This window comes from Roseburia sp. CLA-AA-H209 (genome assembly GCF_020687575.1).
Classification (GTDB): Bacteria; Bacillota; Clostridia; order Lachnospirales; family Lachnospiraceae; genus Roseburia_C; species Roseburia_C amylophila.
This window is the reverse complement of record NZ_JAJEQU010000004.1, coordinates 44,850-60,649: the sequence shown is the minus strand read 5'-3', so window position 1 is coordinate 60,649 and position 15,800 is coordinate 44,850. Positions and strand designations below refer to the sequence as shown.

General features: G+C 44.0%; 11 protein-coding genes, 1 pseudogene and 1 riboswitch. Of the genes and pseudogenes, 1 reads left to right on the top strand and 11 read right to left on the bottom strand.

Translation table 11 applies throughout. The features are described from left to right. Positions 1-174 precede the first annotated feature (174 nt). Positions 175-1,884 (top strand): methyl-accepting chemotaxis protein, encoded by a 1,710-nt coding sequence (locus tag LKD41_RS05180; protein WP_227700613.1) that lies wholly within the window; start codon positions 175-177, stop codon positions 1,882-1,884. A 69-nt stretch (positions 1,885-1,953) separates the two neighbouring features. Here the strand turns inward: LKD41_RS05180 and LKD41_RS05175 are convergent, their stop codons facing one another. The 11 genes and pseudogenes from LKD41_RS05175 to cbiD form a co-directional block, all read right to left on the bottom strand. Then, a complete protein-coding gene (locus LKD41_RS05175; protein WP_227700688.1) occupies positions 1,954-3,060 on the bottom strand; it encodes an ABC transporter ATP-binding protein in 1,107 nt (368 codons plus the stop codon). Positions 3,061-3,116: 56 nt separating this feature from the next. After that, the gene (locus tag LKD41_RS05170) at positions 3,117-4,121 is read right to left on the bottom strand and encodes a FecCD family ABC transporter permease (protein ID WP_022244138.1); all 1,005 of its coding nucleotides are present in this window, start codon (positions 4,119-4,121) and stop codon (positions 3,117-3,119) included. 6 nt (positions 4,122-4,127) lie between these two features. After that, positions 4,128-5,273, bottom strand: coding sequence for an ABC transporter substrate-binding protein (locus tag LKD41_RS05165; protein WP_022244139.1), 1,146 nt, complete (start codon positions 5,271-5,273; stop codon positions 4,128-4,130). Positions 5,274-5,988: 715 nt separating this feature from the next. After that, positions 5,989-7,191, bottom strand: a pseudogene (locus LKD41_RS15940) (sirohydrochlorin cobaltochelatase); the annotation flags it as partial. A gap of 163 nt (positions 7,192-7,354) precedes the next feature. Further along, positions 7,355-7,565: riboswitch (cobalamin riboswitch) on the bottom strand. Positions 7,566-7,648: 83 nt separating this feature from the next. After that, positions 7,649-8,617 carry a precorrin-2 C(20)-methyltransferase gene (cobI, locus tag LKD41_RS05150; RefSeq protein WP_227700612.1) on the bottom strand — a complete coding sequence of 323 codons (969 nt, stop codon included), beginning with the start codon at positions 8,615-8,617 and terminating at the stop codon, positions 7,649-7,651. Between the two features lie 11 nt (positions 8,618-8,628). Continuing rightward, positions 8,629-10,065: a cobyrinate a,c-diamide synthase gene (locus LKD41_RS05145; RefSeq protein ID WP_227700611.1), complete on the bottom strand. Its 1,437-nt coding sequence runs from the start codon at positions 10,063-10,065 to the stop codon at positions 8,629-8,631. Beyond that, a complete protein-coding gene (gene cobK / locus LKD41_RS05140) occupies positions 10,052-12,184 on the bottom strand; it encodes a precorrin-6A reductase (RefSeq protein WP_227700610.1) in 2,133 nt (710 codons plus the stop codon). The genes LKD41_RS05145 and cobK overlap by 14 nt, the downstream gene beginning before the upstream one ends. Continuing rightward, the gene (cobJ, locus tag LKD41_RS05135; RefSeq protein WP_227700609.1) at positions 12,181-12,918 is read right to left on the bottom strand and encodes a precorrin-3B C(17)-methyltransferase; all 738 of its coding nucleotides are present in this window, start codon (positions 12,916-12,918) and stop codon (positions 12,181-12,183) included. Before cobJ ends, cobK begins: the two co-directional genes overlap by 4 nt. Continuing rightward, positions 12,908-13,909 carry a cobalt-precorrin 5A hydrolase gene (locus LKD41_RS05130; protein ID WP_227700608.1) on the bottom strand — a complete coding sequence of 334 codons (1,002 nt, stop codon included), beginning with the start codon at positions 13,907-13,909 and terminating at the stop codon, positions 12,908-12,910. The genes cobJ and LKD41_RS05130 overlap by 11 nt, the downstream gene beginning before the upstream one ends. Positions 13,910-13,924: 15 nt before the next feature. Further along, on the bottom strand, positions 13,925-14,686 hold the full coding sequence (gene cobM, locus LKD41_RS05125; protein WP_227700607.1) for a precorrin-4 C(11)-methyltransferase: 762 nt from the start codon (positions 14,684-14,686) through the stop codon (positions 13,925-13,927). Next, positions 14,683-15,792, bottom strand: a complete 1,110-nt coding sequence (gene cbiD, locus LKD41_RS05120) for a cobalt-precorrin-5B (C(1))-methyltransferase CbiD (RefSeq protein WP_227700606.1) — start codon at positions 15,790-15,792, stop codon at positions 14,683-14,685. Before cbiD ends, cobM begins: the two co-directional genes overlap by 4 nt. Between the last annotated feature and the right edge of the window lie 8 nt (positions 15,793-15,800).

The window sequence follows — 15,800 nt, the reverse complement described above, 5'->3', positions numbered from 1 at the left end:
AAACAAATTTGAGGAATAATCAGTTTCCAAGTCACTTATTATCTGAATAATTTTGACATATTTCCAATAAAGTAGTAAAATTATGATAAATATTTAGATTTTCGCTTTTACTTTTACTGTTGCATAACGCAATTGGTGCCATAGTGCCATTGTATATAACGAAGGAGGAACGTTATGTTTGAGAATCTTAAAATTAGAAACCGTCTGGGGAAGGCATTCCGTATTATCGTGACAACCTGCTCCATCGCAGCCGTCCTTGGTGTGGTTATGCTGATTGTAACCATGACTCTGTATAAGAATGCCCTGAACAATTATGGTTTTTCACAGGGTGACATCGGCAAAGCATTGGTTGCCTTTACCGATACCAGATCTGCCACCCGTGCTATTGTCGGATATGATGATGACAGTCTGATTAGTCAGATGTCCGATACCCATGACGAAAGAAAGGCCACTTTTGAACAGTATTGGGAAATTGTAGATGAAGTTACTACCACCAGCAAAGAGCAGGAAATCTATGATTCCATTGATGCCAAGCTGGAAGATTACTGGACTACTGAGCAGAAAGCAATTGATACCGGCAAAACAACCGACCCGGGTCAGAGTGCAAAAGCCCAGAATATAATGATTGATGAAGTAGCCCCATTATATGACGAAATCTATTCCGGAATGAGGGACTTGATGAATACCAAAGTAACAGAAGGAGATCATTTAGCAGATACACTTTCTGTTGTTACCCTTATTTTTATCATTATCATTGCTGTAATTATTATTGTATCCATCCTTGTTTCTTCCAAGATGGGAGTTTCCATTGCAAAGGGAATTTCAAAACCTTTAGTCGCACTGGAGAATCGTCTTAGCACTTTTGCACAGGGTAATTTACATGACCCTTTCCCGGAGGTGAAATCCAACGATGAAGTTGCAAGTATTGCAGCCACTTCTACTGAAATGGCTGAAACACTGAACGCAGTCATCACTGATGTAGGTGTTCTGATGGAGGGCATGGCAAATGGTGATTACACCATTCAGTCCGAGCATTCCGACAAATATGTCGGTGACTTCGAACAGTTACTGACCGCAATGCGTGGCATGCGTGATGCAATGGTACATACTATCCAGATGATTGGAGAAGCTTCTTCCCAGGTTTCTGCCGGTTCCATGAACCTTGCAGAATCTTCCCAGAGTATGGCAGAAGGTGCTACTGAGCAGGCCGGTGCCGTACAACAGCTTCAGGCAACTATCACTGATATTACAAGTAATATTGAACAGTCCGCTGATCAGGCTCAGATTGCTTATGATCAGGCAAAGCAGTATGCTGCTGAAGCAGAAGACAGCAGTGCTGAAATGAAAGCCATGGTTGATGCTATGGCACGTATTGATGAAACTTCTAAGAAGATTGGAAATATTATTTCTGAAATCGAAGATATTGCTTCCCAGACCAACTTACTTTCTCTGAATGCTTCTATCGAGGCTGCAAGAGCCGGCGAAGCAGGACGTGGATTCGCCGTTGTTGCTGACCAGATTCGTCAGCTTGCAGAGCAGACAACCAAATCTGCTGTAGATACCAGAGACTTAATCGAAGGTGCCCTTCAGGAGATTGCTGAAGGTAATGCTGCTGCAGACCATGCTGCTGAATCTATCGGAAACGTTGTAAATGGTATCCAGCAGATTGCAGAATCTTCCAAGCACATCAGTGATGTTGCTAAGACTCAGGCAAATGCCATGGATCAGGCAGAACAGGGTGTAAACCAGATTTCTGAGGTAGTTCAGTCCAACTCCGCATCCGCAGAAGAGACCTCTGCTACCAGCCAGGAGTTATCTGCACAGGCAACTTCCTTAGATGAACTTGTCGGAAAATTCATCTTACCGGAAGACACTGAACAGTAAAATATACCAAAGCCCGTGAAATCATAAAACAGCTTTGATTCCACGGGCTTTTCTTTTATTCCAATTTCTTTATTTCAATTTTCCCTGTTCTTCTGCCAGGCTTCGCAGTTCTTTATTTAACATATTATAAGGTCCGAAATTCTCGCAGGTGCAAATACAGGTTTCACAGCCTGCAAGTATTTTCTTTGCTTCTTCCAGCTGTGCTTCTTCCATCGGATAAAATGCTTTTGCAGTAATGACTTTTGATGCCAGTGCCGTTGCAACAGGATATTCTACGTCATTTTCAAATAAGATTCCTGCTGCAAATGGAATATGTTCTCTCTGCAATCTGTAATAAGTTGGTATTGCAGCACCACCGCCTCCGATTACGAATACGTTCGGGGCAGCTTTATTTCCCGGCATCTGCATGATTCCAAGCATGGAATCAAAGTTCTTTTCCTCAATTCCATAAAGCTTCTGTACCAGCGAACCCTGAAAGATTTCCTCCGGTGGTCCAATATGGCTGACGGTGGTCCCATCTACACAGGCTACCGTATCCGATACTTTCTGTACCAGGTCAAGTTCATGCAGTGACATAATTACTGCTATATTCCGTTCCCTTGCCAGTTTCCGGATGCTGTTTAAAATATCAAGCTTATAGCGGATATCCAGATAAGAGGTAGGTTCATCTAATACCAGGATTGCTGTATCCTGACAGATGGCTCTCGCCAACATAACACGCTGTCTTTGTCCGTCACTGATTCTTGTAAATGACTGCTCTGCCACCTCCTCCGCATGAACCATGGTAATTGCCTCATCCACCAGTTTCCAGTCCTGCTTATCTAAAATTCCAAGTCTTCCGGTATAGGGATATCGTCCGGTTGCAACCACATCCCGGCAGGACATCAGTTCCGGATGAATATGCTCTGTCATTACCATGGAAAGGCTCTTTGCGATTTCTGCCTCTTTCATTTCCGAGGTTGCTTTCCCGTTCAGGTATACTACACCACCAAGGGATTTCAACTGCTTTACAATACTCTTTAGAATCGTAGATTTACCGGAACCATTTGGGCCAATCAACGTCAATACCCTTCCCGGTTCTGCCATCAGATTAACATTCGAAAGAATGACCTTTTTTCCATATCCAACTTTGAATTTGTCTGTTACAAGCCCCTGTTTTCTTTCAGAAAATTTCATTTTTCCTGCCATGCGTTCTTTCTCTGTGTACTCTGCTTTTCCTGCCATCTGTTTTGTCATCCCCGCTCCTCCTGTCTGCGCAGCATCATTACAATTACCACCGGAACTAAAAAGACCGCTGTAACGGTACTGATACTTACTTCTGTCGGTGCAAAGAGTGTTCTTGCGATTCCATCACAAAACAGTGTCACTACCGCTCCCCCCAGAAAGCAGCCCGGTATCAGCACCAGTGGTTTTGCTGTTCCTGTGGCAGATTTTATCAGATGTGGCACCGCAATTCCTACAAAGGAAATCGGTCCTGCAAAAGCTGTTACACAAGCCGACAATAAGCTGGATAACAGAATCAGGCTTACCCGGAGCACAGTTATATTAACACCCATATTTCTGGCATAAGTCTCTCCCATCTGATACGCACCAATCGGCTTTGCAAGAAACATTGCCGCAAGAAAGGACAGCAAGGTCAGGATAAATATCATCAGAATATTCGACCAGTTCATTCCGGAGAAGCTGCCCTGGGACCAGTTGTGCAAATTTACGATATTCGAATCATCTGCAAAAGTAACACAGATGTCTGTAATTGCCGAGCAGATATATCCGATTAGAATTCCGCATACAATCAGAAGAGACATTCTATGTACCTTCATGGAAATTAAAAGTACAAATCCCATTGCCAGAAGTGAGCCGGCAAAGGCTGCTGCTACCATTCCAAAAGAACTGATTGTAATTCCCCTTCCCAGAAGATAAATCATTGCCAGTGCTACCATAAGTTTGGCACCGGAAGAAATTCCCAGCACATACGGACCTGCAATTGGATTTCCAAAAAAGGTCTGCAGTAAAAATCCGGAAATGGACAATGCTCCCCCCAGCATGACAGCAGCCAGAATCCGTGGCAGTCTGATATCCCAGATAATATGATAAGCGGTACCTTCTTCTGTCTGTTTCAGTAAAATATTCCAAAGTTCATCCCAGGAAATCGAAATACTTCCAGAACCAATATTCCAGAAAATTAATCCCACCAGCAATATAATAATTGTTATAAAAGAGACTGCATACCGCTTCATTTTCTTTTACCTCAGCTTCTTTAAATATCCTGCTTCTTCTGTATCTGTATTCCGAATTATTTTATTCAGATCTTCCATAAAATCTCCGATTGCCGTGGATTTCTGGAAGAAATTATTTGTGGTACAATAGACATTTCCATCCTGTACTGCCTGAAAATCTGCAAACAGTGCATTCTTCTGCTTCAATTCCTCCAGCGTACTGATTTCGCCTTCAATTGTACTGTTATATATTAAGATATCGGCATTCTTTGCATCTGCATAGAAATCCTCCATCTGTATGTTCATTGTGGAAAGTGCATTTTCTTCTTCGCCCGCCAGTTGTTCCGGCACATAGGTTCCACCGGAAAGAGCAATCATCTGCGCTACATAATCATTTGATTTCCGCACACTGATTGTTCCGTTTGCTGTCACACTGAAAAATGCTACTGTTACATTGCAGCTTTCTTTCTTCATAATCGGCTCTAATTTTTCTAATTCTGCTTCATAGAAAGAATCTGCTTCTTCCTCTTTATCAAATAATACTCCATATAAACGGATCCATTCCAGTCTGCCCAATGGGTGTGATTCATAGCTGGAACGCTCCACAAGTACAGGGATTCCAAGTTCTTCCAACTTTTCTTTTACTTCCGGGTTATGATAAATCATTGTATTTTCAATTGCCAGATTACAGCCTTCATCCAGAATCATTTCATAGTCCGGAGCACTGTATTTTCCTGCATATAAAATGTCTCCTTCCTCCATGGCTTCCCTGGCTTCTTCTACATACCAGCCATCTTCCTTCGTTCCGGAGAGCCGGATATCTGACATGGCATCAATCTGTCTTACCAAATCCATGACAGAAGTGGATACCAGATATGTTTTATCCAGCGGCTGCTGTAAAACCGTAACATCCTCCGGGATATTCTGCGGCACCACCACGCCCTCCGGAATAAGCAAAAAACGACCGTCATCCACGATCGTAATCATTTTGTACCCGTCATATTCATCGACACTATACTGTGTTGCATAATTTAATTCCATACTCCCAGTCTTGCTGAGAGAACTAAAATCTACGGTATCTGCTTTTTTCTCCTGCTTCTTTGTACCACAGGCACAAAGAGTCAGAAGAAGTATACAGATAACGCTCACTATCATAATTCGTTTTTTCTGCATTTTATTTTACCAGTTTAAAATTCAATGTATATTCAATTTCATGAGGTGTGCTCATTGCAACAGTATCACCCACTACTGCAATGTCACAGTCAAAGCCGGATACCGGAATCGTAAAGGTAGAATTTCCGCCCTTGTTCTCATTCAGATACTTTGTTCCATCTACTAACATGTAATCATAGTTTGGACTGCTCCACACAACGGTTGCAGTAATTTTTCCATCTTTTATCACAACCTTCGCCGGTGAATCCACCGTTGCTCTTCCGGTTCCGCCCCCTAAAGTTACTTCTGCCTCATAAGAGCCATCAGCTAATTTTTTTTTTTCAGGATTAGAAACAGATACTTTGTGGTCGTACCATTTTCCCTTTGTTCCAATTAATGCAAGGTCAAAGTCTTCATCCACTGCAGGAACCGGAACATCAAAGCCGTATACTTCTTCGCTGGTTCCATCACTGTATTCTACCGTATCTGTAGTAGGATCAAGAAGCTTCGCACCATCTTTCTGTGCATCTGCTGCTGTTCCAACAAATAAATTTACAATGTTCTTAGATGGAAGTGTGATATGTGCTGTCATTTTTCCATTCTTTACCGTAAGTTCTGCCTTGCCTTCTTTTGCTTCATTTACGTGAAACATTGTGCTGTCTGTGTTGAAGTCTACGGTATAAGTTCCATCCTCTAAGGCTGCAGAGGAATTGGAACCACCTGCTGTTGCAAGTGGTTCTGCCTCTAAAGCAGCCTTTGTATGTGCTACATAAATATCCTGGACTGCTTTGATTCTTCCAAGACCTTCAATCTGTGTATCTACACTGTCAAATGCTTTGGATGCTTCAAACTGGCTCTTCCAGGAATCTTCATCATCTCCAGCCATATCGTTGTTTGCATGGTCTCCAGCAACAACCATTAACGGACGAAGAATTACTTTTTTGTATCCTGCTTCTTTTACTTTTTCAATAACAGCTTCACATGCGGTATCTTCCGGTTCACCTTCTACGGTTCCAACGAATGCATTCTTATAATTCAGTTTTTCTAACTGGGTCTGCATCTGGTCATAAGTTACATTTGCTGTATGGGAAGTACCATGTCCCATAAATACAAATGCTGTTCCGTCTTCTGCTGCAGCATCCATGCTGTCATATCCAGCAAGTTTAACTGCTTCTGCTGTAATTGCTTCTGCAACGGCAGCCTTGTCTTCGTTGATTACAGTTGCATCGCTTCCAACTTCACCTAACAGAGGTTCTGCGATACGGACTGTTTCAAATTTATCCTGATACTTCTCAATTGCTTCTGCCAGTTCATCATATTCTGCACCATGCATTAAGTGAGTCGGCTGTACCACAAGATTCTTAACGCCATTGTCTACCGCACGCTCTAATGCCTGATCCATGTTATCGATTTTTTCATCATCACGAGCCTGTATATGGTTAATAATAATCTGTGCTGTAAATGCTCTTCTTACAGACCAGTCAGGATTTGCTTCCTGTAATGCTTTTTCAATGCCGCCGATATCTGTTGCGCGGCTGTCATTAAAGGATGTACCAAAGCTTACTACCAAAAGCTCATTCTCTCCAATATCATCCTGATTTAAAGGATCATCCTTTGATGCATCTCCGGTATCTCTTCCAAAGTAATCCGGGTCTGCATTTTCTCCGGATACCAGTTCCTTCTGAGCATCTGTCAGTGCATCCCATGCTTCTTTTGCTGCCTTACACTGTGCATCTGTCTCATCAGTTCTTTCCTGCACATAAATTGCATCAATCAATGCTGCTACCTCATCTGCTTTTGCCTGATCATCCTTTTCATCTTCTGTCGAAACAGCTTCTGTTGTTTCAGTTGTCCCTGTTGTTTTCTTATCACCACATCCCGCAAACATGGTTGCTGCCATAGTAAGTGTAAGAACTACAGTCAATGCTTTCTTTTTCATTTTTTTCTCCTTTTCTCATGTTCTGGTTTCACTTACACATGAAAAAACTCCGTTCCATATTGCTATGAACGAAGTAAATGACATACTAACTACAGGAAATACGCTTTACGGATTTCCCTTGTTATCAAACAGTACAGCCAATTACTCGTGACCCGGAATCTCTTCCCGTACCAGATAAACGGCAGGTTTCCTGACTCAAAGATTAACGCTCCGTAATCACCTTCCCAATGTCTGTGCATCAGTGGCGCTTTTAAAAGCCTGACTACGTTACTCCCTTCTTACAGTGACGAGTTCGTACAGGATTTACACCTGTTTCCCTTTTACCCTGCATATGAATGAATTTCATTGCAGGCACCGGTTATCTTTCTATGAAATCGCTACTATACTAACACACTTTTTATTTTTTCACAAGCCATAGTTCACCCAGCCTCAACAAACTTCACCCTTAAAAAGTTCTCTAGCCTTTCAGCCGATGGGTCAGTGCCTTCATAATGGCATCATAATGTTCTGCCTGATGGGGATACGTGCAGTTAGTACAAATCTTAAGTTTTCTGCCATTTGTCTCTTTATATTCCGGTGTTCCCGGACAATGCTCCATTTCATACATCGGGCAGTAGCAGAACATACAGTTAATCTGCTCAATGTCCCTATGGCAGGGATAATAAGCGCATGCACGATTCTCAAAAAAGCGGCTGCTGTTATGCACCGGCTCATCTTTGGTCTTTACAATCACGATGGTAAAATATCCGCTGTTTTCCGGTATGTTATCCACACCGGAAAAGACTTTTTCTTCCTCTTTTCCACAATCGGAAACACTATACACTTCTAACGGACGGATAGTGCTTTCCTTTTGCAGCATTTCTTTTAACTGCTTCAGCTTCCTTCCGGACTTCATATAGATTCTGGTGCCGGAAAATTGTCTCGATTCTTCTATCTCATAGGAACCGGGAATAATATGAATCTGCTCTTCCTTTTCTCCCAGCGAAATGCCAAGTCTTGCTGCCACTGCACAAAAAGACGGTACCCCGCTTACCATTTCCGTATGGCCACCATGCTCTTCGATTTTCTGTGAAAGATAAGTATAGGTGGAATAAATTGCCGGATCCCCCAGCGTTAAAAAGGCAACCTTTTCTCCCTTTGCAAGATATGCTTCTATATTTTCGCATATCTTATCATGGGCTTCTTCTAACTTTTTCTCATCTCTGGTCATGGGAAAATTCCATGCCACAAGCTGATGCTTCCGGATGTCCGGCACCAGTTTTTCTACAATCTGAAAAGCATTACACTCTTCTATCGGTTCGGACGGCACTACTATGGTATCGCAGCATTCTATCACCTGAACCGCTTTATGGGTCAAAAACTCCGGCTCCCCCGGTCCTACTCCGATTCCATATAAAATTCCACCCTGTGCTTTTTCTTTCTGCATCTGTCTTCCTCTTACTTCAAATTATCTTTTTGCTTCAATTTCGATTGTTGATACAATCCTGCCTGCTGATAGAAATGCTCTACAAAAGAAGGGTTGGACGGATAATAAAGATGAGGAAATCCCCACCAGTGGTTTTCTCCTTCCCAGACACATTCCCACCTTCTGTTTCCGGTCGGTTTTTTTGCCACGCAGTCCGTTCCATTTTCCGTGCTGTCAAAATAATGGAATTCGTGTCCCCGGATTCCTTCTTTTTCCGGCAGGAAACAGCTCTCTTTCTCGGTAAGCTCCACATAGCCAAAACGCACCAGCTTTCCCCGGTAATCTGCATCTGCATCAATTACGCCCGCCATGGAATATTGTCTGCCTTCCATATCCTTCAGTGATTTATGAAGATAAAGAAAACCCCCACATTCTGCCAGTGACGGAAGTCCGCCCCGGATGGCTTCCCGGATGGCTGTCTTCATGCTGTCATTTTCGGATAATTCCTTTGCAAAAAGTTCCGGATATCCTCCGCCTAACAGTAATCCGCTGATATGCTCCGGCAATTTCTTATCATGCAGGGGAGAAAACGGCACCAGCTCAAAGCCCCTTTTTGAAAGCAGTTTCAGGTTCTCCTGATAATAAAAACAAAATGCCTCATCTCTTGCGATGGCAAGGCGGAGTTTACTTTCATGGGTGTCATTTTCTTTGATATCTGCTCTCTGATATGTCACTTTGTTTTCATGACTATCAACTTTTGGGGATGCCGCATCCTTTTCTCCGGCTCCCCCAATTGCTAAAATCCGCTCTATCGATACCGTTTCTTTTAAGCTGTCTGCCCCGCGGCATACCTGTTCTTTTAAATCACGCTTTTCTTCCGGAAGTTTTAAGCCTAAGTGGCGGCTCTCCAGATGAAGCTCCTTCTGTTCGGTAAAACAGCCCAGCACTTCTATGGATAATTCGGTTTCGATTAACTCTTTTAATGACGCATAGAACATTTTGCTGACCCGGTTTAGTATCACGCCCTTTATGATTCCGGCTTTGTCATAGGATAAAAGTCCCTGTATCAGCGGAAGTATCGTTCTTCCCATGCCATGTGCATCAATTACCAGAATCACCGGCAGAGAAATTGCTTTTGCCAGGTGATAGGTGGAACCTTCTTCTAAAATTCCGCCAAGTCCGTCATAAAGCCCCATGACACCCTCTACCACTGCAAATGCATCTTCCGGTGTCTCTTCCATAAATATCTCTTTTGTCTTTGCTTCGCCGGTAAAATATGTATCCAGATTCCCGCCCGGTACGCCTAAAATCGTACGGTGAAACATCGGGTCTATATAATCCGGTCCGCACTTAAATGTGCAGACATTGACTCCTGCTTCTTTCAAGGCTTCGATTAACGCACAGGCAATCAATGTCTTTCCACTGCCGCTTTTGGGTGCTGCAAGAACTACTCCTTTACGCTTCTGCATCCGCTTCTCCTCCCTGCAAATCAAAGGAACATATCATAACCGGATTTTCTGCCTTTGGCATATAATAAGAACCAAGCTCATGATAACGGCTGACCTGCATCTGAATCATTTCAAAATTGCATACCGAAAACCGTTCTTTTACCTGTTTGAATTCTGCCACCGTCTCAAGACTTATAGCATTCATTACAACTCTTATTCTTCTCTTTTTTGCTGCCAGTACTTCTAAAATTTCCATCAGGTGTCCACCGCTTCCCCCGATAAAAACATGTGTCGGTTCCTCTAATCCATTGCATGCCTCCGGTGCCGTTCCCCGGATAATCTCCATATTTGCTACCTGAAACTTCTCTTTATTCTGTGCCAGAAGTGCTAGCGCCTCTTCTTTCTTTTCAATGGCATAGACTTTGATTCCTTTGGATAAATGGGCTGCTTCCACAGCAATCGAACCCGTTCCGCTTCCAATATCATAAAGCACCGAATCTTTCTGAAGCCGCAGGCTGCAAAGGCTGACCTGACGCACTTCCCCTTTGGTCATTGGAACTTTTCCGCGAATAAAGGCTTCATCCGGGATTCCCGGTGACAAAGTTGCCGGCTCTTCCTGCGTTTCCTGTTCCCTGCGCTTTCCCTGCTCCGCATATTCTTCATTCGCTTTCTGTTCTTCCTTCTCTATCATGACAACATACAATCCTTCCTGTTCTGTCTCCCTGCACGCTTCCGGTGTAAGCACCATCAGCTTCTGCTGCGGATAAGATAACTGGTACCCCACTGTAATTCTGCAATTCTCTTTATCCGAAAAAAGTGCTCCTAATTTCCGGATATCTTCTGCTCCGGATACCAAAAGAAACAGCCGCCCATTTTCATGCAGCCTGTGCAGCACTTCTGCCTGCCAGCCACCCGTATCTGTTTTGCCATGTATACTGTAAATTCCGGCATTTTCCCAGCTTACGCCACAGGCTGCTGCCATCATCTGAATGGAAGAAATGCCCGGAATGCTTTGCAAGGTTCCATGAAGTATGCCCTTTTGCAGTGCTTCCTGCAGACAGATTCTTACCTTGCTCCAGCCACTATAAAAACCAATATCCCCGGAAAAAAGGATGACTACCTTCAGTTTTTCATGCACCGCATACTGTCTGCTCTTTTCCTTAAGCCATGTAAGGATTTTATCCGGCAGATAAAGTGCCTCTTTTTCAAGCTTCGGTGTCACTGCCTCTATCAGACGTTTCGCACCTAATACAAGGTCCGCTTCTTCCAATGCTTCCTTTAACCGGACGATCATCATATCTGCATCCCCCGGTCCGATTCCTGCCAGCGTAATCATAAGCTCCGCCGGTCTTAAGGAAAGGTTTACTCCTGTTAATGTTTCGATTTTCTCACAGACTGCATCAAAGGAAAGTCCGTCTTCCTCTGCTGCCTCCCGACGAATGATCAAAAGCGGGATACGATTTTTTAAAGCTGCTTCTTTTTTCTCTAAAAAGCCTCCGGTAATGCCGCCCTGCTTTGTTACCATACATTTTATCCCATACTGATGAATCAGTGCATCATTCAATTCTTCGGAAAAAGGTCCCTGCAGTGCCAGAATCTGTTGTGGCAGAATTCCTTCTCTCCGGCAGATTTCAAGACTTTCCATCCCCGGCAGTACCCGGACGTAAAGACGTTTTTTTACTTCTTCGGATGCGGTATATACGGAAAGTTCCTTACTTCCTGTGGTAAGAAGAATGTTTCCCTTGATTTCCTTTAATGCTTCTGCGCAGGCTTCATTGCTGTCAAAGAAACGAAGTCCCGTTTCTTCTGACGCCTGGATGCTCCGTTTCAGCCGTAAGTAAGTGACCTCAAGTCCATCCGCTTTCATTCCGGCAACGCAGCTTTTTATGGTTCTGGTCACTTCCACCGCATAGGGATGAGTGGCATCAATTACAACGTCAAAGGATTCTTTCCTTAGAAATTCTGACATAGCTTCTTTGGAAAGGCGTCCTTCCTGAATCTTCACCTTCGGATGCGCCTTCATAACCAGCTTTCCATAATCGGTTGCCACCGATACGGTGTGGGCTATGCCTGCTGCCGCCATCAGCTCCGATAATTTTCTTCCTTCTGTTGTTCCTGAAAAAATGATGATCTTTTTCATTGCTCTATCTTATAGCCTCTTGGTGTGATTAATTTTCCATCCTGAATTCTGGTTCTGGAATTTCCGACAAAAACGGTAGTAAACATATTTACTGATTTACTCTGTAATTCTTCTAAAGTACAGGTAATTGTGCTTTCTCCGTCTCTTCCGATATTTTCCACATAACCGCATGCGCGCTCCGGTTCTATCTCCTGAAGCAGAATCTTACATGCTCTTTCCAAATAGTCTGCCCGCTTCCGGCTGGACGGATTATAAAGTGCAATAGCAAAATCTCCCCGTGCTGCCATAATCAGCCTCTTTTCAATTAACTCCCATGGTGTCATAAGGTCACTGAGACTGATAACACAGTAGTCATGATTTAATGGTGCTCCAAGAACTGCCGCACCGCTGTTGGCTGCGGTAATTCCCGGTATCACTTCCAGTGAAATCGCCGAATATTCTTTTCCAATCTCATACATCAGTGATGCCATTCCATAGACACCGGCATCGCCGCTGCATACCATTGCCACGCTTTTGCCTTTTTCTGCTTCCTCAAAACACATTCTGCAGCGTTTTTCTTCCTGCCGCATCGGCGTGGAAAGAAATTCCTTGTCTTGAAAACGTTCTCCTAACAAATCAAGATATACGGTATATCCGATGATTACGTCCACCTGTTCTAATACTTCGATGGCTCTGCCTGTCATCATCTCTTCATTTCCCGGTCCCATTCCAACAATCCATATTTTATTCTTCATATAAAGTCAGTCTCCAATCTTCTTTTGCTATAGCAAGTGTCATTCCATTTTCCGCTCTTTTCTGAAGCACCAGCCTTCCATTATCCCGGCAGGCTGCCATGGCTGCCCGCTCGCAGACATTATCCACGCCCACCTGGCTTGCCACGAATGCCGATGTATCAAATGTCCCGGGCACCCGGCTTAAGGTCTCTGCGTCAAAGACAAGAAATGGAATGCCATGTTCTGCCGCAAGTTTTAGAATTGCCTTCTCATCCTTCTTTTTATCAATCGAAGCAATCGCCCGTATCTGTTTCCAGTCTACTCCGGCTTCCTTTAAACAGCTTTCTGCAAATGCCTTAAGTTCCTGTTCTTCTTTATTCCTTCTGCATCCGATTCCAAGAATATATTCTTTGGGGATTAAGGTCAATAATGGCTCCGGCTTCTGTCCATCCTCTGGTGTGCCGATTGCCACATCCACTTTTGCGGCATATTCCGGAGCGATGGTCATGGAAAGCTTCTTTTTTTCCAGCACCTTTGCAGAAACCTTCTTAATGCCTTCTTTTTTATCAATGGATAGGTCATGCTTTTTTGCAAATACATCTATGGCAAAGGCATTATTAATGTCGGTCGCTGTGGTAATTACCGGAACTGCTCCTAATAACTCTGCCAGTAAAAGTGCTATCTCATTGGCGCCTCCTACATGCCCGGATAAAAGAGGAATGACATAATTGCCCGCCTCATCCAGTACCAGCACCGGACTGTCTGTCAGCTTGTCCTTAAGAAATGGGGCAATTGTCCGCACTGCAATTCCGCATGCTCCGATAAAAATGATTGCATTTCTTAGGGAAAACTGCTCCTTTGTCCACGCGTTCAGATTTTCCACCTGTTTTCTGCCATGATAAGTATGAATTTCACAGGGAAGCTGCTGCTCTTTGGAAAGTCTTTTTATCTTTTCGGCAAGCTCTGCTCCCTTTTCGGTAAAGCTGATGACACTCCATTTCAATGACTGCATTTTCTTTCCGCCTTCTTATGATTTTTTTGCTGCCCGGAATTCTGTGGAGAAATCTTCTGCATACAGTCTGGATTTGCTGTATCCGCTCTTGTTAATAACATCTCCAACGAGAACCAGTGCCGTTTTGGTAATTCCATGTTCTGCCGCTGTCTGTGCCAATGTTTCTACCGTGCAGATATATATTTCTTCCTCCGGCCAGCTTACCTTATAAGCCAGTGCCGCAGTGGTATCCTTTGAATAGCCACCCTTTATCAGTCGCTCAGATAACTTCTCCAACATTCCGGTGCTTAAATAGATTGCCATGGAACACTGATGGGCAGCAAATGCCTCAATGCTTTCTTTCTCCGGAACCGCCGTCCGTCCCTCCATTCTGGTAATGATAAGGGACTGGGAAATATCCGGCAGGGTATACTCCAGATTCATGGCTGCCGCTGCTCCAAAGCAGGCACTTACTCCCGGCGTAGAATCATAGGCTAGCTTTCTTGCATCCAGCTCCTGCATCTGCTCCTGCACCGCTCCATATATGCTTGGTTCTCCGGTATGCAGCCGCACCACATCTTTTCCTTCCTGCTCTGCCTCCACCATAACTGCAAGGACTTCTTCCAATGTCATCACTGCACTGTTATATACCTGACAGTCTGCTTTGGCATAGTCTAAAAGCTTGGGATTTACCAGTGAACCGGCATAGATAATCACATCCGCTTTCTCCAAAAGATGCACTCCTCTTACGGTAATCAAATCCGGTGCTCCGCACCCTGCTCCAACAAAATGAATCATTCCTTTTCCTCCAACAGTTCTTTTAATAATGCCTCTGCTCCCGGCGTTACACCTAAAAGTCCGATATCATTACTATAAACCATACATTCTATTTCAAGTCCATCTCCGGCACGATGCTTAAGATGGTCTTTAATTTTTTCCATGACATATTCCATGGCAGGTTCTAAAAATCCGGCTTTTTTAATCCGGTCTACCGCATCCTCTGTACCAATGCAGTCTAATATTTCCCGAAGCAGTGTCACTTCTGCACCCGCCCGGATTGCCGCCGCCGCCAGAAGCTCCATCCGGCAGTCTGCCTCTTTGGAATGGGTGTTCATAATGCCGCCGGATACTTTTATCAGCTTTCCGATATGACCGGTTAAGAGCATTTTGGAAAATCCAAGTTCTTTTACCATGTCAATGGTCTGTCCGATAAAGTTGCTGCATTTTACACTGCGCTCCAAATCATAACCATAGGTCCGTTTCATAAATTCCAATCCGTAGTTGCCCGGTGATATGGCAACAATAGAATGACCTTCTGCCCGCTTCTGTTTCAATTCCACTGCTATGGTATCCAGCAATGCCTTATCACTCATAGGCTCCACAATCCCGCTGGTTCCAAGTATCGAGATTCCGCCCTTTATTCCAAGTCTCGGATTAAAAGTCTGCGCCGCAAGATGTTCTCCTTCCGGCACTGAAATTACGACTTTGATTCCGCCCTGAAAATCAAACAGATGGCAGACCTCTGATACTTCTTTTGCAATCATCTGCCGTGGTACCGTATTAATTGCGGCATTTCCTACCGGCTGGTCTAATCCCGGCCGCGTAACCCTGCCAACACCGATGCCGCCATCTATTTCTATCTGATTGTTATTTTCTTCACAAATGCTCACCGTTGCATAAATCCATGCCCCTGTTGTCACATCCGGGTCATCCCCGCCGTCCTTTTGTACCGCGCAGGAAACTTCTGTTTCCTGAATTTTGATATGCTCCACCTTTGCATGGTAGGGAATTCCCTTTGGTGTCTCAATGGTAATCTCTGTTTTTCTTCTTCCACTCAGCAGCATATAGACTGCTGCCTTTGCTGCGGCTGCGGCACAGCTTCCGGAGGTAAACCCGTATTGCATCTTTCTTC